Consider the following 20,927-nt stretch of genomic DNA (forward strand, 5'->3'; position numbering starts at 1 on the left):
AGCATGTTCGGCAACAGCATCGCTTTGCTGGCAACAGCACAGATCACGGCAGGCCTTGGCTACGTCTTCTGGATGGTGTGTGCGCAGAAGTTTCCCGCCGCCGTCATTGGTGTCAGCAATACAGTGATAGCGGCGATGACACTGGTCGCCATGCTGACCGTGTCCGGGTTCGTTCCGATGCTGACCAGAAAATTGCCGGGTGCAGATATAGAAGAACGCAGCGGGCTGTGCAGCACAGCATTCGTGCTCACGGTCACGCTGTCGGGCGCGGCCGGCGCCGCGTCTGCACTGTTCCTTCCGGACCGTATGCACGCAGCTATCGGCACTGGTTGGCTGGTGTTGCTGATCAGCACCGGCACCATGGCCTCCAGTATGGTGCTCGTGGTCGGTGCCGCGTTGCTGGGAATCCGCCGAGCGGAACTGTCGTTGTTCTCCGACGTTGCCGGAAGCATCTCACGACTATGTGCATTGGCCACGGTAGTGGCTGCAGGGCTGGTCGCGGTTGGAATGGTCGATGCGGGTGCCCGGACGATTCTTGGCATCTGGGTCGGCTCCCTCATGCTGTCGGCCGGAGTCGCGGTGTCTCTACTCGTCCGCGCGCAGCCCGGTTTCCGATTCCGTCCGCACTTGAAGTGGCTGCACCGTGTGCGCCGCTCCGTCGGATGGGACCACCTTGCAATGCTGGCGGTCCGAACCCCGCCGTTTCTGATTCCGATTCTCGCCTCGGCCGTGTTCCACGCCGAAGAGCTCGGCTATCTGGCAATGACGACAATGATCGCCAGCGCTTTCTTCGCCGTGGGTTCGGCTGTTTCGAACGCGCTTCTTGCCGACTGCGCCGGCGATCCGCGCCGGCTGCAGATCCAGGTTCGCAGGGCGTTCCGCCTGATCAGCATGCTGTTGCTGCCGCCAGTAGTGATCACCTGCATATTTGCCAGGGAAGTGCTGAGCTTCTTCGGGCCGGGCTACGCCCAACACAGTCCGCTGCTCATCCTGCTGCTACTGGCAACCTTGCCGGACGCATTGACCAATGTCGCTGTCGCCATCTTGCGCGTACGACGCCGTCTGCCAATCGTCGCCGCCATCACCGTCACCGGCTCTGTATTGATCATCGGTGGCGCTTGGGTGGCGATGCAACGATTCGGTGTCCTCGGTGCCGGTTTGGCCGTACTTGTGGCCCATACTCTGATCGCCATCGCGTTTTCTGTGGTGGGGCTGCGCAGTTTCATTAAGCAGGGACGCACCGTCGAAGGTTCACCGCTCCACAGCAGCCCGCAAATCACACCTAGTGCACCCTCAGCAGTGGACACGCCGGGTGACTCTGATGCAGGGGTTGCACGATGACATCAGCTTCGGATCCCAGGCTCTCGGTACCACACGGTCATGAAGACGATCGCCAACAGGGCCTGCGTATCGTGCACGCTACGGATAGCTTCCTCCCGAACGTCGGCGGTCTGGAACTCTCTATCGCCGCGCTCACTCAAGCCCAGGTAAAACGGGGACGCGTCGTCGCGGTCGCAACCGCAAGGCATCCGGACGCTCCGAATCTCGAAGATTTCGGCGGGGTCGACGTGCACCGTCTACCGATGGCGATGGCGCACGTGCCGGGCGCATACATCTCAAACACACACCTCTTTTTCCCACCGGTGCCGGATCCGATTTTCGTGCGAGCCTTCGCTCGGCTTCTCCGCCGTTTCCGCCCGGACATCATCCACGCGTCGGGTTGGATCCTCTACAGCGTGCTGGGTCCCGCCAAACGTGCCGGCGTACCGGTGATCGCGAGCGCTCACGACCACAGTCAGGTCTGCGCCACCAAGGTCATGCTCTACCACGGTAAGACGCTCTGCTCGGCTCCCGGTCTGGGCAAGTGCGTCAGCTGCGCTCGCTCCCAGTACGGGCTCAAGGGAATACCGTTGGCCGCCGGTCTGCATCAACTCGGGTCGCGCAGACACCGAGATGTCGCTCAGTGGACAGCCGCGTCGACGGCGCTCGCCGCCCGCGGTTCTGCGCCCCGTCCCGCCGATCGCACACCGGTAACAGTGGTTCCCACGTTTATCGACGAAGATCTGCTTGCTCTCGCCGGCGATGAACGCACCGCACTGCGCCCCGGTTTCGTGCCGGCAGCGGGACCCTATTTGTTTTACGCAGGAGCCCTCGGCACTCACAAAGGTGTCGACGTGCTGTTGCGCGCACACGCTCGCCTGCGCTCAACGGGCTTGGATGTGCCGCTGGTCCTTGCTGGTCTGCCGCGAGAGGGCTTCGAAGTGGGCGATCACCCCGGAGTGACCGTGGCAACAAATGTTCCGATGGATCAGGTGGTGGCCGCATGGCGCCACGCCACTGTCGGTGTCGTCCCCAGCGTCGTCCCGGAAGGCTTCGGGCGCGTCGCAGTGGAGTGTTTGGCGGGAGGCACACCGTGCGTGGTGTCGGCGCTCGGCGGCTTACTTGACATTGTCACCGACGGCGTGGAGGGCCTGCATGTGACCCCGGGGAACGCCGAGGAATTGGCCGACGCGATCCGGCGTCTCTTGGATGACGAGGAACTGCGCTCTCGCTTGGGTGCAGCAGGACCCGCTAAGGCGGCCCAATTCACGCTCTCACAGGTCGCGCCCAAGATCGATGCGGTGTACCAGCAGGTTCTCGATAGCCCATCCGCCATTACGAGTCGTCGCGCACGCGGGTTGCGGAGGGTCCGGCCGTGACCGCGTCCCGTGCAACAAACCCCGCCAACAACGCGGACCTGACCGCGGTACCAATGGTCTGGATGTACCACTCCATCGCGACGTACGACGAGGATCCGTTCGAGGTCACCATGACGCCCGCACGATTCGAACGTCAGCTCCGCTGGTTGCGTGACCAGCGACTGCAGGGTGTTTCGATGGCAGAACTTCTCGCCTCATCGGCCCGGGACCGTTCGAAGCGGCTGGTAGGGCTTACTTTCGATGACGGTTATCGGGATTTCGCCACCACTGCGCTCCCAATACTGCAACGGTACGGGTTCACAGCCACCGTATTCGTACTCGCCGGACGGCTCGGCGGCCAAAACGAGTGGAGTAGGCCGGGCCCAAGCAAGGCCCTACTGACCGCCGATGAGATCCGCCAAGTCGCCTCCGCTGGGATGGAAATCGGATCCCATGGACTGATGCACGTTCGGCTGCCGGGCGTCGACCAATCCGCGCTCGCGGCGGAGACGAGACACAGCAGAACCATCCTCAGCGAGTTGATCCAGCGCGACGTGACTGGGTTCTGCTACCCGTGGGGCGAGGTCGACGCGGAAGTGGTTAAGTCCGTTCGCGCCGCGGGATATGACTACGCGTGCGCTGTCAAGCCAGGCTCCGACATTGGGCAATACGCAATTCCGCGGACACTGGTTCACGAGGGTGACAGCGCATGGCGATTGCACGCCAAACGAGCCGTCTCGACGCTGACCGTGGGCAATCGATGGGGTGTTAGGCATTACCGAGGCGGTGAACGATGCGCGTTGTAGTCGTCGGACAGGGCTATGTCGGGCTGCCGCTCTCCGTGCGAGCCGCCCAAGCTGGCCACGACGTCAAGGCCTTCGACACCGATGAATCACGGGTGAAGCGACTGATCGCCGGTGAGTCGTACATCGACGACATCGAGAGCGAAACCCTCGCCGCCGTCAATGCCATGGGTACCTTCCATCCATCGTCGGACCCCGCTGTGTGCGCGGGCTTCGACGTCGCGGTCATCGCGGTGCCGACACCGCTTCGCGATGGAGCTCCCGATCTTCGGCACATCGAGCAGGCCGCGCAGACGCTGGGCACCTACCTGAGCCTCGGCGCCACGGTGATCGTGGAGTCGACGACATACCCCGGAACAACCCAGGAGCTGGTGGCCCCAATTCTGGAGACTGCGTCAGGATTGACCGCTGGTACGGACTTTCACTTGGGTTACAGCCCAGAGCGTATAGACCCGGGCAACACAACTTGGACGCTCGTCAACACCCCAAAGATCATCTCAGGAATCACGACGGCCTCGCTGGAAGCGATCAAAGCTTTCTACGGAACGATCGTGGACACGACGATCCCGGTCGCGTCGCCCCGAGAAGCTGAGCTTGCCAAGCTCATAGAGAACACCTTTCGGCACGTCAACATCGCGCTAGTGAATGAGATCGCCATCTTCGCCCACGAACTCGGTATAGATGTCTGGGACGCGATTGACGCCGCCTCGACGAAGCCGTTCGGGTTCATGCGCTTCACTCCCGGGCCGGGTGTCGGGGGGCACTGCCTTCCGATCGACCCCTCCTACCTGTCGTGGTGCGTGGAGCGAGCGCTCGGGCATAGCTTCCGTTTCATCGAGTTGGCCAACGACATTAACGCCCACATGCCAGACCATGTAGTCCGTCGAATCGCGACGGGCCTCAACGACCGGCGCCTTGCGGTGAACGGTTCGCGCATTCTGCTCATGGGCTTGTCGTACAAACGGAATACGGGCGATGCTCGTGAGTCGCCGGCCGTTCGTGTCGCCCAGCTGCTCGCGTCGATGGGTGGACAGGTCTTTGGCGCCGACCCCCACATCGTCGAGGCGGGCCCCCTCGACGGCTTGCTGACGCGGGTTGATGCGTCGCCGAAACAACTGGCGGCTGCTGACATCGTGGTCCTGCTGACCGATCACGACGAGTTCGATTTCGGCGCGATCGTCGAGAACGCCGGCTACGTCCTTGACTGCCGTCACCGCATGCGGGGGGCCAATGTCGAATACTTGTAAGGACGAACGAACACGGAGAGGCCGCCGATTACCCGTCCTCACGCGAGAGGGGCCTCAACAGTAATGGCAAGCGCTGAATCCTCGTTCGGGCCGGAAGCCGGTCGGGCAGCACAGAGGCGCGCCCGTTCCCAGGTCGCCCCGATTTCCGACACTGACGTGGCATCTGTGGCGGCGTTCATGCAAGCAGAGATGGGATCGGGCGTCAGCCAAGCCGACTGGATGCGTGTGATGAATCCACCGTGGAAGACCGAGCAACCGAACCACGGCTTCTTCCTTCACCAGAACGGACGCGTCGTCGGCGCTTACCTCGCGATGTATTCGGAGCGGATTGTCGACGGCAAGCGGCGCCAGATCTGCAACCTCGGCGCGTGGTGTGTTGCTGAGGCCTATCGGGCCGACGGACTCCGGATGATTCGATCGTTGCTGAGGCAAAAGGGTTACCTCTTCACGGATCTCACACCAAACCCCACGGTGGTGGCGCTCGACGGTCGACTCGGATTCACCGCGCTAGACACCACCACGTACGCCGTACCCAACTTCCCATGGCCATTCCGGTCGGGGGGCGTGCGTGTCGTGGATTCTGCGGAGCAGATCGAAGGTCTCTTAACTGGTCGAGATTACGAGATCTACCAAGATCACGCAGCAACCACAGTGCGGCATGCGGTGCTTAGCAAGGACGGGGCGACCTGCTACGTCATGTACCGACGCGAATGGTATAAACACCTGCCAATGTTTGCTACATTGCTTCGCATCAGCAACCCCGAACTTTTTCAGAAGTGCCAAGCCCACTTCTATCGGTATTTGCTGCTACGGCAACGCATCCCGGCGACCCTAATCGAACTAAGAGTTGCGGGACACCGCCCAACGAGGTCTATCTCTGTTCCCGGCCGCACGCGAATGTTCCTCGGTGAGAATGTGGATCCTGCGCACATCGACTACCTATACAGCGAGCTGACGTGTCTGAAGGACTGACGCACCGTCCTGCGGCGGAAAGGACGACCGCGGTATGAGGACTAACCTCCACCACCTCATCCAGGAGCATGCCCGATCCAACCCCGGTTCACCAGCGCTGACTTACAAGCGGGACACGCTCACCTACGACGAGTTGTGGGCACGGACCAGAAGTTTTGCGAACGGCCTGGGAGAACTCGGCATCGCACAAGAAGATCGGGTGGCTGTTTTTCTCGACAAGCGAGTTGAGACAGTAGCCGCCATCTTCGGTACGTCTGCGGCAGGAGCCGCCTTCGTGCCAGTGAATCCGCTGCTTAGGGCGGCTCAGGTCGGCCACATTCTGAGAGATTGTGACGTCCGGGTTCTCGTCACCTCCCCCGAGCGGCTGACACTGTTGCGCGGGGAGCTGCTGTCGTGCTCGGCGCTCGAACATGTCGTCCTCGTCGGGTCGCCGGCGACCAAGGACGAGACAGACACGCACTACCTGGTGCACGACTGGGAGAAGCACACGAATTCGACCAGCACCGCGCTTAATTCGGCCGCCATAGACCTCGACATCGCCGCGATTCTGTACACGTCGGGAAGCACGGGCCGCCCGAAGGGCGTAGTACTCAGTCACCGGAACTTGATCGTCGGCGCCGAAAGCGTATCCACCTACCTCGGCAACACTGCCGACGACGTGATTCTCGCAGCGTTGCCGCTGAGCTTCGATGCCGGGTTGAGCCAATTGACGACAGCTTTTGCAGTCGGTGCTCATGTGATCCTTATGAACTACCTTCTGCCAAGCGACGTCCCGCGATTGTGCGCCAAGCACGGCGTCACTGGTCTCACCTGCGTGCCCCCGCTGTGGGTACAGATCGTCGAGCAAAAGTGGTCGCCGGAGGCGAAAGCGTCGCTGCGATATTTTGCGACCACCGGCGGCAAGATGCCGAAGCCGGTCCTGGATCGCCTGCGCCAGATGTTCCCAACTGCCCAGCCGTTTCTCATGTACGGCCTCACCGAGGCCTTCCGGTCGACGTATCTCGATCCGGCAGAGATCGACCGCCGGCCCGGTTCCATCGGCAAGGCAATCCCGAATGCCGAGATTCTCGTCCTACGCGCGGACGGGACGCCTTGCGATCCAGGCGAGGAGGGCGAGCTCGTCCATCGCGGTCCACAGGTGGCACTGGGCTACTGGAACGACCCAGAGCGAACCGCGCAGCGCTTCCGGCCCCTGCCGCGTTCCGGCGCGCCATGGCGGACGCCAGAGCTCGCGGTGTGGTCCGGCGACACAGTCATCACCGACCCCGAGGGTTTCATTTACTTCGTCGGCCGCAGAGACGAGATGATCAAGACGTCGGGATACCGGGTAAGCCCTACGGAAATCGAAGATGCTGCATACGCAACGAATCTGGTACGCGACGCCGTGGCGCTCGGCGTGGAGGACGATGTGCTCGGACAGCATGTCGTGTTGGCGGTGGCGCCTGCGGTCGAAAACTTCGACGCCGACGCAATGCTCGCGCAAATGAAATCCACGCTGCCCCCGTACATGATGCCCCGATCGGTCGTGGTCCGCGATGCGATTCCTCGGTCGCCCAACGGGAAACTCGACCGGAACTTGCTTCGTGAGGAGTTGGCCACGTGACGCTGCGTACGATGATCGCGGCGTTCGGCAGCGTCGACGGCCAGCTCGCCGTCGGTGGTCTGCCGCTGGGCCGACTCACGGCGCGGATCGGATCCACGCCGTACTTTGCGTATGACCGCCGCCTCCTCACTGAGCGCGTCGAACTGCTACGGGCCACATTGCCGCCCGCCGTTCACCTCAGCTACGCGGTCAAGGCCAATCCGATGCCGGCGGTCGTGCAACACCTCGCCGGACTGGTCGATGCGATGGATGTTGCATCCACCCTGGAGATGCGTACCGCACTCGACACCCCGATGCCGCCGGACAACATCAGTTTCGCCGGGCCGGGAAAGACTGTGGCCGAAATCGAGCAGGCTGTCGCCGCGGGCGTGACCATCGAGATGGAATCTGCCACCGAGGCCCGGCGCGTGATTCAGGCTGGGAATGAACTTGGCATTCGTCCTCGGGCCGCGTTGCGCGTGAATCCCGACTTCCAGGTGAAGGGCTCGGGTATGCGGATGGGTGGCGGCCCACAGCAATTCGGGGTCGACGCCGAACTTGTGCCCGAGCTTCTTGCCGATCTGGCTGTCGCGGACCTGGATTTGGTGGGGTTCCACGTGTTCGCAGGATCACAGAATCTCAACGCCGAGATCCTCTGCGAGGCACAGCGAAAGACTGTCGAGCTCATCCTCGGCCTCGCCGAGAAGGCTCACGCACCCGTCCGCTACGTGAACCTCGGCGGCGGGTTCGGGATTCCCTACTTCGACAAGGACGGCCCCCTCGACCTGGCTGCAATTGGGGCCAACCTGTCCGATCTTGTGGACAACAGGATCGCGCCTCATCTCCCCGACGCCAAGGTCGTGATTGAACTCGGCCGCTATATCGTGGGGGAATGCGGTGTGTATGTAACCCAGGTGGTCGACCGCAAGGTTTCCCGCGGTCGCACCTATCTGGTAGTCGACGGCGGGATGCACCATCAGTTGGCGGCGTCGGGCAATTTCGGTCAAGTCATCCGGCGCAACTACCCCATCGCTGTCGGCAATCGCTTGTCCGAGCCGTCAAACTCGTCGGCCACTGTTGTCGGATGCCTGTGCACCCCGCTTGACCTGCTGGGTGACAACGTCAGTCTTCCGGACGCCCAGATCGGCGATCTCGTCGTGTTGTTTCAGGCCGGCGCTTATGGGCTGACTGCAAGCCCGACAGCCTTTTTGGGCCACCCCGCCCCTGTCGAAGTACTCGTCTAGCTACGTCGCGCATAAGGAGGATGTATTCGATGATGTTCAGTCAGGACACGCTCGACCGGGTGATCGTCGTGGTCGCGAAAACCCTTGGCATTCAAGACCGGGCGCACACGCTGGAGGCGACGACGGAGCTGTTCGGGAGCCTGCCCGAACTTGATTCCATGTCGGTCGTCGCCTTGTCGGTCAACCTCGAACGGGAATTTGACTTCGAGATCGACGACGAGGATTTCACGGGCGAGGTATTCGACTCCGTAGGCACGTTGGCCGCGTACGTTGAGCAGAACAAGCAAACTCAAGGATAGCTGGCATTAAGTTGACTAGTCGTCACAGCGAAACTCAGTTACGCAGCCTTGTTTCAGAAATCTTCGCGTCTGGAGAAGTGTTGTGCCCTTGTTGAATGTCAAAGCAAGGATCCGTCTTGCGCTACTGAGAATCGGCCGCCGCATGACGCCGGCACAGCTCGCGAATCTGAACGCCGCGCAAAGCTACCTTGAACTCGGCTACTGGCTGAAGCACGAAGCCGGTCAGACGCCCGAAGTTGTCGCCGATGACGAGGCGCTGTTCTCGGTTGCGCTCGCGAAAGTGGACGGCGCCAAACCCCTGTACTTGGAGTTTGGCGTGTTTGAGGGTAGGTCGATGCGGTGGTGGTCGCAGCACTTGCGCAATCCCGACGCCCGACTCGTCGGCTTCGACAGCTTCCAGGGCCTGCCTGACGATTGGCGGCCGGGGTTGCCCGCAGGCACGTTCGCCACCGCGGGTCCCCCCCTTATCGACGATGACCGCGTCTCGTTCCAGGTCGGCTGGTTCGATGACACCCTTCGCGACTTCGCGATCCCGGATCATGACCAACTCATCATCAATGTCGATGCGGACCTGTACTCCAGCGCCGTCACGGTGCTCACCTGGGCCGAAAAGCATCTACGCCCCGGCTCGCTCATCTATTTCGACGAGTTTCCTGACCGCGATCACGAGATGCGGGCATTGATGGAATTCCTCGACCGCGGGCAATTTGATCTCCGGCCGATAGCCATCGCCAACGGCGGCTTTCACTGGCTATTCGAGGTCGTGGCCTGACTCTGCAGAGCCAAAACGCTGACGAACGGCATTCCGGCAACCGGACACTTGCCGGCGTTTACAAGCAGGAAGTCGCTGCGCCGCAACGACTTCGTCCAGGCCAAAGGCATTGCGCGCACAACACCGACATACCTACGTCCCTTACACCGCTGCTAGCTCCCTCTGGCTTGCCGGGGGACGGGCACCGGGCTGTCGTAATCGTGGATGCGAGACTGTAATCCGAAACAGGTCAGTTCGCTGTAGAGATCGTCTATCTGCTCGGCTTCCAGGTCCTCGGAGCGGTACATTTTCGGCGGCCCGGCCATAAGCACCGATCTCGGCGGTCGATGCTTGACCGTCCTGAGCTCCGCGAGGGTCGCAGGCAGCCGGAACCGAAGAAGCAGGTACCGGTAAAAGTGCCGCGCACAATCGCGGTACATGTCGCGGTTGCCGACGTAGAGGACGGAAGCAAATGTCGGCCGACTCTGGATGCGGCCGTAGTCCTTTCGGAACATTACATAGCAGCTTCGATCGCCTTTGACGATGACAGCGTGGTGAACGGCCGCGGCAGCCTTGTGATCGAGGTAGATGGACCTGTCCCGCCCGCTGATCAACCGGCCGATTTCGGTCCCGGTGTCGATCACTTGCACTCCTTTCGACCGCAGTGGCCACGGAGTGTTCAGCGTCACCGCCCTCCTGGTGTCGAGCTCAGCGAAACCCAGGCGGCCGTTTAGGGCGACGATTTTGGGGTTTGGACTCAGGTCTGTGAAGGTGAACCCCTCCTGGCGAAGCAATGCTCGTAGTAGTCGCAATCCGATTGCTCTGTGGGGCTCCGCGACGCACCAGGTGCCGAGGTTGCAGAAGCGGTGCCGACGCCCGTCGATAATTCGCTCCGAGTACAAAGCCAGGTAAGCACCGACGACCTGTCCGCGGTAGCGCAACAGGTATCCGTGGTTGGGTTGAACAGGACTCCAAGACGGGGTCATCGCCAGAATCCAGTCGGCCACTGGAACTTTCGAACCCATCGTGGTGTGTAGGAACTGGGCCACCGGCGGTATATCGGCTTCGGTGATCGGCGCGATCTCGACGCGGCTGGCATCCGACACCTGGTAATGGTACTGCAGCACGCGCGACGTTCAGACGCTCACTGCGGCGGGTGATCACCGCGCGCCTCCGCCTGGATCGCAGCACCCACCAGCGCTTCAGACTGGTTACAAACCCGGTGAGGCGAAAGCGAGCCGTGCTAACGTCACGCGGAATCGACCATGCGGTGACGGGGACTTCGGAGGTAATCGGTCGTGCATTCAACGCGGAGCCAGGCACATTGGACGAACTCTGAACGACCATCACGCGTCGCTCACCTCACGGAAATCGGGCCCGCATGAGTCGCCTTCGGGAAGGCCTCGAACTGCTAGGTTCTGGCGCGGGGCGCCAATGGCTCTGGCGGACTGCTCGCAAGCGGTTCTGGTCGACCACGGTGTCGATCGGAATTCGTGACGACCTAAGCGTTCCTTTTAATGCGCCGCCAGCAAAAATTCCCCTAGTGGTGCGAAAACTGCAACCCGGCGACGACCTCTCACTGGTCGCCGACGAGCCTGGCCTGTCCGAAGAGGCGGCGCGGCATCGTGCCGACCAGCGTTGGTTACTGGAATCCGACCTGCCCGCTCCGTACGTCGCCGTCGATCCGGACGGCGCCGTTTGCTTCATCGCCTACTTGTTCACAGCCGAAGACAACCTCCGCATGCGGGCGCTGTGGGGACCTTTGGCTCCGCGGCTTGAGCCGGACGAAGCGCTGGTCGAAGGCATCTTTACGTCGGACCGGCACCGAGGGCTCGGGGTGTTCATGGACGCCGGCACCAAGATCCTCGACCAAGCCCGAGAACTGGGCATGCGGTACGCGCTCGGGTATGCCGGCGTAAAGAATCTCGGCACTTTCAAGGTGGCCGAAAGAGCTGGCTGGAAACGCCGCTACAAGCGAGAGGAACGCTGGCGTTTGGGTCGCCAGAGTGTTCGCTTCACGACCTTGACTGCCGACGAAGGCGCGACCTGACCCGGCGCTGAGTTGCCTGTCAGTTGGAGCGACGCTACGCCGGTCGCCGTCGCCTACGTCGAAGTGCGTACCTGACCGTTCTCGCTGCCGAGAAGGATGTCAATGGCGTTGCGCAGTAACGTATTGCCGGTGATCAGATATTGGGTCACGCCCGCGTTGGTCCAGATGCCGTAGTAGCGGTTGTCCCGGATGATGTTGTCTTCGACGAGCGCATTGACGACGTCGTTCAACAGGATCCCACTGCCATTGTTGTAGATGGAGTTTCGCCTGATGGTCAGGTTGTTGAGCGGCGCATGAACAGCTTGGATTCCGGCGTCCAGATTGTTGTACAGAACATTGTCTTCGATGATGGCGTAGTTGCTGTTGTTGGTGATCGCGATGCCACAGCTGCAGTTGTAGACCACATTGTGGTGGATCCAGTTGTTCGCGCCTGAGTTGTCGTGCATCTCGTCGGTACCGATCACGCCGCTGTACTCGCCGATTTCGATTCCGGCGCCGTTTGGGCTGACCGTGGTGCCGTTACGAACGCAGTCCGAGACCGTGTTGTAGCGGATCTCGTTGCTGTACTCATCCTCACCGTGCAAGTCGATGGCACCGGACACGGCTCCTGTGACCGTGTTGTGCTCCACCAGGTTGTGGTGCGCCTGCTGGATGAGGATGCCGTGACGGATCGTGGGTCCGACCGTGTTGTTCTTGATCCAGTTGTTGTAGGAGTTGTCGCCACTGATGAGCACCCCGTAACCGGAACCACCCCCGTCGAGAGCGGATGCGTTCTTGATCACGTTCCCGTCGACCAGAACGTTGTTGGCGTTCTCGAGTTGGATGCCGAACCGGCGATGCCGCTCGATGAAGAGGTCCTTTATCGCGATGCGAGAAACGGGACCGCCGGATTCAGATCCCACGGTGACACCGGCGTTGAAAACTTTCCCCGACGCCTGGGTGATGGTGAAGCTTGAGATGGTCAGGTTGTTGGTGCTGGGCGCAACGTAGATCACCGCGTAGGGGTTCGAGAACATGTACTCCATCGAGGAGAATGCGCTGGCCAACACAGTCCCCTGCTGCGACTGCCCAATGAGGGACACTCCAGCCTTGGCGACGATCGTCGATTTGATGTGATAGACGCCGTCCGGCATATACACGCTGTCGCCGGCTTGCGCGGCGTTGATCGCGCGCTGGATGGCGGCGGCGTCGTTGTCTCCGGCCATGTTCGACGTCGCACCGTAGTCGAGGATGTTGTGCGTTCGTCCCGTACTCTTGTCGGGCACCTTGAAGGGTTCGGACAGCCCGGAGTCGTATCCGTTGGGGTTTTCTGTGATTGGACCCGGCTCTGGGATGCCCTGGTCGGGCGAGCCTTGGCCGACGGCTTTCTTGATCGTCACCGTCACGACCTGAGAGATGGTGCCGCTAGGGGTCGCCTTACCCCCACCAAGTACTCGAAGCAGATTGTTCAGTAGACCGCTGAGCCCATGAGTGTGCGACGAAGCGTTGGTCTCACGCACGAGGACGGTGAACGTGTCCGTACCCCCGCTGGCTAGCAAAGCCGCCGTAGGTGTGTAGACATAGCTGCCGTCGGCGTGCACGACCACCTCGCCGCCTTTCGGCCGCTGGGAAAGCGTCACTTCCAGGGGATCGCCATCCGCGTCGGTGGCACCGACAGTTCCAGTCACGCTTCCGTTGGACGCCTGGCCGGAGCTCTGCACCGGGTTGGCGGTTGGAAGCTTGTTGAAGAACTGGCGCTGGAAGTTGAGAAGCATGGCTTGCAGCATGCTCCCGAAGGTCGTCGGTGCGGGCGCTGCCACCGCTGCGGTATGCGCGATTTGCTTGGCATCCGACGAAGTCTGGGCAGTCCGTTCGGCGCGCGAAGTGTCGACGCTAACCTTCGTGCTGGATGCGGACGGCGACGGCGAATCGATGGACACAATTGGGGCGGCTTCGGTCGTGGACGGATCGACTTCCGGCACCGATGTGATGGTGTCGTTGCCGCCCCCAATCTCGTCTCCTCGCTCTGCGCGATCTGAATCGGCCTTGCCGGGGCGCTCTTTTTCGAGGTCGGCCGCAGCCTCTTCGGTCCGCTCGCTCGCCAGCTCCTCGGCTTGTTCCGCCCTGTCCGAGATTTCCTCGGACAGTTCGCTTTCCGCCTCTGCTGTCTCGTCAGAGTCAGCTTCGTCTGAATCGCTCTTAGCACTCCCTGGACTATCGACGCCGTCTCCCGCGTCGGACGTCGAAGACTTCTTGTCCGGTTCAGCACCCAGCGACGCCTTCGTCGAGGTTGTCGACTTCGCCGAGGTGTCGCCGCTCGACGAGGAGCTGCTGGCGGAGCTGTCGGACCCGGCGCCGTCATCGGCATAGGCAACGCCCGCCCCTGTGCTCATCGCGGCGGCGATACCCACACCCACTGCACCCGCAGCAAGCCACGTGTAGGGCTCGATCCTGCGATGTTTCTTCCGGCCCGAATGCTGTTTTCGACTCTGCTTGCTCTCCGGCTGCGGCTCTTCCGGCGCAATTTCAGTAACCGCATGATCGAGATGCATGTGACTCCCCCGAGAGTGATGACTGTTTGGCCGAGTTCGCGGCTGACACGACAATGTTGAGACATCAAATCACGCCGTGTAGCAATTTCTGATTTTTGCCGTCATGCTGCTTTTACAGCAATGACAAATTGCTTTGCCATATATGACGTATGGAAAGTTACAATAATGCAATTCATGCGCGTTGCACTCACGCGGACGGTTGCAGCCGACAAGGTTAAATGACCTTGAACAGCTATTTCCAACGAGATGTATCTAATACCTTCGCAGATCTGCCACACCCGCGATCGCCCCGATGGTTAGCTCTTCAATTGTAGAGAAGAGTGTCCAACTTGCTGATCAGCAACTTTTTTTTATCCACTTGCAGAAACCGATTAGTTGCCAATAGCAAGTTCGATTACCATTTAGATCAATTAAATTCGCTAGAATCAATCTGCCAGGTCATAGGTGCGCCCTTTCGCTACGCATTGGACTACGCCAGCGAACTGCCAATCCCAGGGTTTCGCTCGACAAACCAGCCACACCCGACGTGTCGATCGCATTCGTGATGTCTCAAATCGCTTCACGGGCAGGCGTTTCCGTTGACCATAGTTGCCGTCGATCTGCAGCGACTTGGCCATTTCGCGACGAAAAGCTCACTTATAGCAAACAATATGGATTGCTGGCCGCTCTCCGCTGGGCCCGCGCCAATGGCCAAGGCCAATTTGCGGAAACTCCACAAGCAGGACCAATATCGGGTTTAGCGCGCGGTTCGGGCCTCCGGGCGCTACAGCTGAACAGCGGACACGAGACTTCACCGGCCCACGGTTGTCGGTTGCGGCTATTGATGCGTAGATTCTCTGTGTCGGCGACGGCCGGATGCAGAGCTGGCAACGCAGAGGGCACATCACTGAAGGAAGCAAGTACCAGCATGACCATGTCCGACAAGCCCAGCGCAGTCCTGGCCCCAAGGCCGAAGCCCCGGCGGGGAGACGCCCCAGCGTGATTCACAGGGACGCCCCAAGGTCAGACTCTGTGATGGTGGTCGGACCGGGTTCTCGATTCCTCTCGGGGATCGGCTATCACACTGCATCCATTGCAAATGCGTTCGCTCGAAGGGGCGATCCGGTCAGCGCCCTCTTGATCCGGGATCTCCTGCCTCGCCGGTTCTATCCAGGAAGGAACCGGGTCGGGACCCACGATCCCGGGGTGTTGCGGCTCCAGGCGGTGCCGACGCATGAGGGTCTGAACTGGTACTGGGGCAGGTCTCTTTTCCGAGCGTTGCGATTTCTTCGACAGCGGCGGCCCGAAGTGGTGTTGCTTCAGTGGTGGACAGCCGTGACCGCACACTCCTACGTCGTCCTGGCTCTGGGCGCACGGTTGGTCGGCGCCCGAGTGGTGATCGAGATGCACGAATCACATGACGTCGGCGAAGCCACTCTTCCTCTGATATCGCGATACGCCCGGCTGATGATGCGAATCCTTGCGCGCTCGATCAGCGGAGTCGTGGTGCACTCTGAGTCGGACATCGATGCCGTCTCACAACACTACCCAGCGCTCGCCCAGTTACCGTTCGCGGTCGTATTCCCGGGTCCGCTCGAGCATGCTGAACAAAGCGAGGGATCTACGGAGCGCCAGCAGCAACTAGAGACCGGGATGGTCCGGTTCCTGCTCTTTGGGGTGATACGGGCCTACAAGGGCATTGACGAACTGGCAAAGGCCTTTGCTCGCCTCGTGGAAGAGGGTGAACCTGTCCACCTCACGATCGCGGGAGAAGTCTGGGAGGACGCCGAGTTCGGGATGTCGACGATTCGCAGCACCGGTCCGCAGCACCACACCGTCATCCCCGGGTACATACCCGACGAACGTGTCAAGGACCTTTTCGATCAAGCTGATGTCATAGTCGCCCCGTATCGCCGTGCATCCGCCTCGGGGCCCGTAAATCTTGCAATGGAGGCAGGGCTTCCGTTGGTGACGACGCGGGTGCCAGCGCTTCAAGAGGCGTGTCGTGAGTATGAAGGCGTTTTCTTCGCCGACGTCGAGGACCCGACCGGTCTGCGGGAGGCGATGAGACTGTCTATGACGAAGGTCGGTTGCCGTTTCGCGAACCCCCACAGTTGGGATGCCAACGCGGATAGGTACGCCGAGTTCTTCGAGCTTGTCCTTGAACGGAGCCAGCGCAGTCCGGGGTGATCGGCGCCGAAAAGTTGGTGACCGAGGTCGCTCCCTAATACCCGGTCGCGTCGGTACTCTGCGGATGCCGGCGTCGCCCGGTCGGAGAAACGGAGGGATGGGTGTGAGGTCGGTCGAAGAAATCTTCTCGCAAACAATTGCGGTGAAAAATGCCGTACTCAAGAATCAGACGTTGCTCGAAACCGTCCGGGCAGTCGGAGATCGATTAATCGCCGGCTATCGGGACGGAGCTCGCGTTTTCATGTGCGGGAACGGAGGCAGCGCCGCCGACGCGCAACACTTCGCCGCAGAACTGACGGGACACTTCATCTTCGATCGACCCCCGCTGAGCGCCGAAGCGCTGCATGGGAACTCATCCCACCTCACGGCCGTGGCCAATGACTATGACTACGAGACCGTGTTCGCCCGCGCGCTGGAGGCGTCGGCGAAGCCTGGGGACACTCTGGTCGCGATAAGCACCTCGGGTAACTCCCCCAACGTCGTTCGCGCGGCGACGACTGCCAGGGACATAGGCGTCACGGTTGTGGCCATGACAGGCGAATCAGGCGGGCAGCTCGCGCAGTTCGCGGACTTTCTGATTAATGTTCCGTCCAATGACACGGGGCGTATCCAGGAGTCCCACATCGTATTCATCCACGCAATCTCAGAACATGTCGAGCACGCAATCTTCGCGCCACAACCCTGAGCCCGACAACAGTTTGGCGCTCCTCGCCATGATCGAAGCGCGCGCCGACGCCGAATGGTGCTTGTTCCTCGACCGGGATGGCGTCATCAACAGGCAAATCGTCGGCGATTATGTTCGTGGCTGGCACGACTTCGAGTGGCTACCGCATGCGCGTTCCGCGCTGCGGAGCCTCCGAGTGTGGGCGCCGCATCTGGTCGTCGTCACCAACCAGCAAGGCGTCGGCAAGGGCCTTATGCGATGCGAGGATGTCGCAGACATCCATCAACGAATGCGGACCGAACTCGCCGAACACAGCGTCGCGCTTGACGCCGTCGTATTTTGCCCACACCTCGAATCGTCGAACTGTGATTGCCGCAAGCCTCGACCTGGGATGGTGCTCAGTTGGCTGAGAGAGCATCCGTCAGTGGTCCCGTCGTTGAGCATCATGGCAGGTGACAGCCACACAGATATCGAGCTAGCCCACACCGTCGCCGCCGTTACCGGAAGCTGTGCAAGTATCCTCATCGGAGGGCGTGCAGACCAGGATGTGGCCGCCGACATGGCGTTCTCTTCTTTGTCGGACTTTGCAGACGCAGTTCAGCGCGTAAGGGGAGCGTGAATTAGATGACGGTGATTCGGGGGCGCGCACCGCTGCGACTGGGACTCGGTGGCGGCGGCACGGATGTCGACCCCTACTCGACCGAGTATGGCGGCCGGATCCTCAACGCCACTATCGACAGGTACGCATACGCGTTCGCCGAACTCGGGGATCCTGGCACGATTGCTTTTCGTTCCCCCGATCGTCAGCGGGACGGCATAGCCGGTATCGAAGATCCCGAGACACTGGAGGAAGACTTTCCGCTGCACGTCGCGGTTTACCAGCGCGTAGTGAACGAGTTCAACGGCGGCACTCCATTTCCGCTGCACCTCGCAACCCAGGTCGACGCCCCGCCCGGGTCGGGTCTCGGCTCGTCGTCCGCCCTGGTGGTGGCGATGCTGCTCACAACGTGCGAACTGATCGGGGTGACCCCGGGCCCCTACGAGCTGGCCCGACTGGCCTGGGAAATCGAGCGCGTCGACCTCGGGATGGCAGGCGGATGGCAGGACCACTATGCCGCAGCATTCGGCGGATTCAACTACATGGAATCCCGTCGCAAAGGCGAGATCGTGGTGAATCCGCTCCGGATCCGACGAGAAGTGATCGCCGAACTGGAGGCGTCTCTGCTGCTGTACTTTGGCGGGGTCTCGCGACTCTCCTCGGAAGTGATCGCCGAGCAACAACGCAACGTGGTCGAAGGTGACCAAGACGCGCTCGAAGCTACACACGCGATCAGGGCCGAAGCTTTGGAGATGAAGGATCTGCTCGTTGTCGGCGACATACCAGGTTTCGCGGATTCGTTGCATCGAGGCTGGGAGGCCAAGAAGCGGCTGGCTTCGCGGATCTCCAACCCGGCCATCGAGAGCGCCTACCGAGTGGCCCAGTCGCAAGGAATGATTGCCGGGAAGGTTTCGGGGGCCGGCGGCGGCGGTTTCCTCATGATGATCGTCGACCCTCGCCGTCGTATCGACGTCACCCGAAGCCTCGAGAGGGAGTGCGGCGGGTCGGTTGCTCCTTGCCTATTCACGAAGGCGGGTGCGGCCACCTGGCGGATCCCCGCTCGACAAACCGTCGTCCTGAGTTCGTGATCAAACATCCGCGGCACCGGGATCAATCGTGCAACTCGTAGTTCTCGCAGGTGGTTTCGGAACGCGATTGCGCGGTTCAATCCGCGAGGGGTTACCCAAGCCGATGGCCGAGATCGCCGGCAAGCCCTTCATCGTGCATCTCCTGGACCGCGCCATCGATCAGGGCGCTGACCGCATTCATCTCCTCGTCGGCTATGCGGCCCAGGTGATTATCGATTACTTGGGCGACAGCTATGGCGATGTGCCGGTGACATACAGCCGCGAGGATGAGCCGCTGGGCACGGGTGGGGCGTTAAAGGCAGCGCAGCAGTACCTCGCGGACACATTCATACTCGCCAACGGCGACACCTTTGCCGACGTGAGCTTCCGCGAACTGCTTGATCTTCTCGAGGTAGGGGTGTTGGCCCTGAGCCTCGCCCATATGAGTGATTCGTCCCGCTACGGGACCGTCGACGTCGCTGATGGAGTCGTGATCGGGTTCCGCGAAAAGCGCGACGGCGCAGCCGGACTGGTCAACGCTGGCGTTTACGCCTGTCGGAAAGAACTGCTGGACCTGTTTCCGGGCAAATCGTCGTTCTCGTTCGAAAGGGAGTTCCTCGAGCCCGAACTGTCCCGGATACAGCCGCAGTTTCTGCTGACCGCCTCCGAGATCATCGACATCGGCACGCCAGAATCGCTTGCGTTGGCCAACAACGTATTTGCGCGCAACAGCTCAACTTCCCACTTCGACCGCCGGACGTAGTAAGCACCGTTCGGCGACGGTCAATCAGCCGAGCGGTTCCTCCGTACAGTTCGATGGCGCTGGAAGACCGGAGAAGCGATCCTCGACCCAGCCGCTGATGTACGGACCGGCTTGCCAGAGCATGTCGATGTGATCCGCCCCCGGGATCTCGACTAGCTGAATGCGCCCTCCCATTGCGCAGCTCTGGGCCACCGCGACACGCACCTCGCGGGGAAAGACCAGAAGATCATCAAGTCCGATGACGACGAGCATGGGGCTTTGCAGCGGGCGCTGAGGCAATGCCACCTTGCGCATCGCATCGCGCAGATCATCGATGTCTTGCAGCGATTCGGGTTTCGTTTCCCGTGAGCCTCGCATACGGTCCGCAACCTCTGCCCACGGAACCGGCAGAATTGCTGGAACGGGAATATTCGGTTCGTTCGGCTCGCAGAAGCTGAGTCGCTCTCGATACGCCTCGGTCGAGCCGTGTAGGAACGAGTACTCGTCAAGATCGGGATTAAACCTGGCCAATCCCACGATGAAAGTGGGAAACAGGTTCCGCTGCGGCGCACTGAGCGAACCGGACCACACCTTGTCCGCAGTGTCCGTAACATTTGCCGCAGGCGCCAAAGCCACGCTACCCAACAGGTCGAGCCCGTCTCCGTAGAACGAGTTCAGCTCGTTGGCGGCCCACACCGCCTGACCACCCTGCGAATAGCCGACAGCCACCCATCGGGTGGAGACCGCGGGCGACAGATCGCGTAATGCTCGCACTGCATCAATGGTGTTGAAGGCCGCCGATCGCGGCTCGAGGTAGAGGTGAAATCCTGTCGGCCCGAGTCCTTCGTAGTCGGTGGCGGCGACTGCGTAGCCTGCGGCCAGCCAGGCCTCGATGATCGGCCCATATCCTTGAAGGTCTGGCTGCTGCGCCGGACCGCAGTTATGCCCGATCCCGGTGGTGCCGTGAGCGAGGGAGACGACAGGCCAGCCGCCCACCGGCGGCGTACCCTCCGGGACGGAGAAAAGTCCCGTCACCTCGCGGGCGCCGCCGTCCACTCCTGAAACCGAGGTGTAGGTGGCCTTCCAGGCTTGCCCAATAGCCGACTCGGGGCCGGCGCCGACTGGCTCGTACCGCTCCTCGGCGACCACGCGGCCACGTCTGTTCCAGACCTCGCCGGTCACCGCCGGCAGAGGTGCCACAATCGGGGCGGCCAACGGTGCCGGTGCTGCGCGGGGCTCATACAGTGACAGGGCCATCACCGGGATCAGCAGGAGTACCGCCAACACAAGTCGCCAAGCTGAACCCGCGAAATCCGCTAGGGCGGCACGAAATGGGGAAGTCTTGCTGTCCCGACGATGATGCATCACAATTCAATCCCTGCGCTGCACTTGCGGCGTAGGTTCCCTACGATCGCCCGTCCGCCTTCCTGTCGAGCTCAGCCGGGGCGGGCCGAGCGCGTGTGCGACGACAGCCTATCGAAGACGGCGACGACTACCGACGCGGCAGTGCTGTCGCTGCAGTATTGGTCG

The 20,927-nt window shown here is 61.5% G+C and carries 18 protein-coding genes; 15 read left to right on the forward strand and 3 right to left on the reverse strand.

Going from position 1 to position 20,927, the window contains the following annotated elements:
* Positions 1 to 3: 3 nt before the first annotated feature.
* From AWC12_RS06410 to AWC12_RS06450, 9 genes are all read left to right on the forward strand, one after another.
* Complete coding sequence (locus AWC12_RS06410; RefSeq protein ID WP_133057311.1) at positions 4 to 1,341, forward strand: lipopolysaccharide biosynthesis protein; 1,338 nt, start codon at positions 4 to 6, stop codon at positions 1,339 to 1,341.
* Complete coding sequence (locus AWC12_RS06415; RefSeq protein WP_085173033.1) at positions 1,338 to 2,699, forward strand: glycosyltransferase family 4 protein; 1,362 nt, start codon at positions 1,338 to 1,340, stop codon at positions 2,697 to 2,699. Before AWC12_RS06410 ends, AWC12_RS06415 begins: the two co-directional genes overlap by 4 nt.
* Positions 2,696 to 3,484 (forward strand): polysaccharide deacetylase family protein, encoded by a 789-nt coding sequence (locus AWC12_RS06420; RefSeq protein ID WP_234813846.1) that lies wholly within the window; start codon positions 2,696 to 2,698, stop codon positions 3,482 to 3,484. The genes AWC12_RS06415 and AWC12_RS06420 overlap by 4 nt, the downstream gene beginning before the upstream one ends.
* Positions 3,472 to 4,728 (forward strand): nucleotide sugar dehydrogenase, encoded by a 1,257-nt coding sequence (locus AWC12_RS06425; protein ID WP_085173035.1) that lies wholly within the window; start codon positions 3,472 to 3,474, stop codon positions 4,726 to 4,728. The genes AWC12_RS06420 and AWC12_RS06425 overlap by 13 nt, the downstream gene beginning before the upstream one ends.
* A gap of 165 nt (positions 4,729 to 4,893) precedes the next feature.
* Positions 4,894 to 5,700 (forward strand): hypothetical protein, encoded by an 807-nt coding sequence (locus AWC12_RS06430; RefSeq protein ID WP_234813847.1) that lies wholly within the window; start codon positions 4,894 to 4,896, stop codon positions 5,698 to 5,700.
* A 34-nt stretch (positions 5,701 to 5,734) separates the two neighbouring features.
* A complete protein-coding gene (locus AWC12_RS06435; RefSeq protein WP_085173037.1) occupies positions 5,735 to 7,303 on the forward strand; it encodes an acyl-CoA ligase (AMP-forming), exosortase A system-associated in 1,569 nt (522 codons plus the stop codon).
* The gene (locus AWC12_RS06440) at positions 7,300 to 8,526 is read left to right on the forward strand and encodes a pyridoxal-dependent decarboxylase, exosortase A system-associated (RefSeq protein WP_234813848.1); all 1,227 of its coding nucleotides are present in this window, start codon (positions 7,300 to 7,302) and stop codon (positions 8,524 to 8,526) included. Before AWC12_RS06435 ends, AWC12_RS06440 begins: the two co-directional genes overlap by 4 nt.
* Before the next feature lie 29 nt (positions 8,527 to 8,555).
* A complete protein-coding gene (locus AWC12_RS06445) occupies positions 8,556 to 8,825 on the forward strand; it encodes an acyl carrier protein (protein WP_085173142.1) in 270 nt (89 codons plus the stop codon).
* A 142-nt stretch (positions 8,826 to 8,967) separates the two neighbouring features.
* The gene (locus AWC12_RS06450; protein ID WP_085173039.1) at positions 8,968 to 9,597 is read left to right on the forward strand and encodes a class I SAM-dependent methyltransferase; all 630 of its coding nucleotides are present in this window, start codon (positions 8,968 to 8,970) and stop codon (positions 9,595 to 9,597) included.
* Positions 9,598 to 9,749: 152 nt separating this feature from the next.
* Here the strand turns inward: AWC12_RS06450 and AWC12_RS06455 are convergent, their stop codons facing one another.
* Positions 9,750 to 10,682: a hypothetical protein gene (locus AWC12_RS06455; RefSeq protein WP_085173143.1), complete on the reverse strand. Its 933-nt coding sequence runs from the start codon at positions 10,680 to 10,682 to the stop codon at positions 9,750 to 9,752.
* 371 nt (positions 10,683 to 11,053) lie between these two features.
* Here AWC12_RS06455 and AWC12_RS06460 point away from each other — a divergent pair, with 371 nt between their 5' ends.
* The gene (locus AWC12_RS06460) at positions 11,054 to 11,626 is read left to right on the forward strand and encodes a hypothetical protein (protein ID WP_133057312.1); all 573 of its coding nucleotides are present in this window, start codon (positions 11,054 to 11,056) and stop codon (positions 11,624 to 11,626) included.
* 53 nt (positions 11,627 to 11,679) lie between these two features.
* On the opposite strand, the gene AWC12_RS06465 is transcribed toward AWC12_RS06460, so the two are convergent.
* Positions 11,680 to 14,157: a right-handed parallel beta-helix repeat-containing protein gene (locus AWC12_RS06465; protein WP_085173043.1), complete on the reverse strand. Its 2,478-nt coding sequence runs from the start codon at positions 14,155 to 14,157 to the stop codon at positions 11,680 to 11,682.
* Positions 14,158 to 15,171: 1,014 nt separating this feature from the next.
* Between AWC12_RS06465 and AWC12_RS06470 the strand changes: the two genes are divergently transcribed.
* The 5 genes from AWC12_RS06470 to AWC12_RS06490 all read left to right on the forward strand — a co-directional run bounded on the left by AWC12_RS06470 (position 15,172) and on the right by AWC12_RS06490 (position 19,418).
* Entirely contained in the window at positions 15,172 to 16,326 is a 1,155-nt protein-coding gene (locus tag AWC12_RS06470; RefSeq protein ID WP_234813859.1) for a glycosyltransferase family 4 protein, read from the forward strand.
* A 97-nt stretch (positions 16,327 to 16,423) separates the two neighbouring features.
* Positions 16,424 to 17,011, forward strand: a complete 588-nt coding sequence (locus AWC12_RS06475) for a D-sedoheptulose 7-phosphate isomerase (protein ID WP_085173047.1) — start codon at positions 16,424 to 16,426, stop codon at positions 17,009 to 17,011.
* A 28-nt stretch (positions 17,012 to 17,039) separates the two neighbouring features.
* Positions 17,040 to 17,609 (forward strand): D-glycero-alpha-D-manno-heptose-1,7-bisphosphate 7-phosphatase, encoded by a 570-nt coding sequence (locus AWC12_RS06480; RefSeq protein ID WP_085173057.1) that lies wholly within the window; start codon positions 17,040 to 17,042, stop codon positions 17,607 to 17,609.
* A 5-nt stretch (positions 17,610 to 17,614) separates the two neighbouring features.
* A complete protein-coding gene (locus AWC12_RS06485; protein WP_085173058.1) occupies positions 17,615 to 18,676 on the forward strand; it encodes a GHMP family kinase ATP-binding protein in 1,062 nt (353 codons plus the stop codon).
* Positions 18,677 to 18,704: 28 nt separating this feature from the next.
* Positions 18,705 to 19,418, forward strand: a complete 714-nt coding sequence (locus AWC12_RS06490) for a sugar phosphate nucleotidyltransferase (protein WP_165762771.1) — start codon at positions 18,705 to 18,707, stop codon at positions 19,416 to 19,418.
* Positions 19,419 to 19,442: 24 nt separating this feature from the next.
* Here AWC12_RS06490 and AWC12_RS06495 read toward each other — a convergent pair whose 3' ends face one another.
* Complete coding sequence (locus AWC12_RS06495) at positions 19,443 to 20,684, reverse strand: lipase family protein (protein WP_165762772.1); 1,242 nt, start codon at positions 20,682 to 20,684, stop codon at positions 19,443 to 19,445.
* Between the last annotated feature and the right edge of the window lie 243 nt (positions 20,685 to 20,927).

Origin of the sequence: Mycolicibacterium iranicum, assembly GCF_002101705.1 — a bacterium.
Classification (GTDB): domain Bacteria; phylum Actinomycetota; class Actinomycetes; order Mycobacteriales; family Mycobacteriaceae; genus Mycobacterium; species Mycobacterium iranicum.

Bases quoted from the DNA above. Each gene is read 5' to 3' on its own strand.
- AWC12_RS06410 (WP_133057311.1), top strand. From the start codon at position 4: ATGTTCGGCAACAGCATCGCTTTGCTGGCAACAGCACAGATCACGGCA.
- AWC12_RS06415 (WP_085173033.1), top strand. From the start codon at position 1,338: ATGACATCAGCTTCGGATCCCAGGCTCTCGGTACCACACGGTCATGAA.
- AWC12_RS06425 (WP_085173035.1), top strand. From the start codon at position 3,472: ATGCGCGTTGTAGTCGTCGGACAGGGCTATGTCGGGCTGCCGCTCTCC.
- AWC12_RS06435 (WP_085173037.1), top strand. From the start codon at position 5,735: ATGAGGACTAACCTCCACCACCTCATCCAGGAGCATGCCCGATCCAAC.
- AWC12_RS06445 (WP_085173142.1), top strand. From the start codon at position 8,556: ATGATGTTCAGTCAGGACACGCTCGACCGGGTGATCGTCGTGGTCGCG.
- AWC12_RS06450 (WP_085173039.1), top strand. From the start codon at position 8,968: ATGACGCCGGCACAGCTCGCGAATCTGAACGCCGCGCAAAGCTACCTT.
- AWC12_RS06465 (WP_085173043.1), bottom strand. From the start codon at position 14,157: ATGCATCTCGATCATGCGGTTACTGAAATTGCGCCGGAAGAGCCGCAG.
- AWC12_RS06470 (WP_234813859.1), top strand. From the start codon at position 15,172: ATGGTGGTCGGACCGGGTTCTCGATTCCTCTCGGGGATCGGCTATCAC.
- AWC12_RS06475 (WP_085173047.1), top strand. From the start codon at position 16,424: ATGGGTGTGAGGTCGGTCGAAGAAATCTTCTCGCAAACAATTGCGGTG.
- AWC12_RS06480 (WP_085173057.1), top strand. From the start codon at position 17,040: ATGATCGAAGCGCGCGCCGACGCCGAATGGTGCTTGTTCCTCGACCGG.
- AWC12_RS06485 (WP_085173058.1), top strand. From the start codon at position 17,615: ATGACGGTGATTCGGGGGCGCGCACCGCTGCGACTGGGACTCGGTGGC.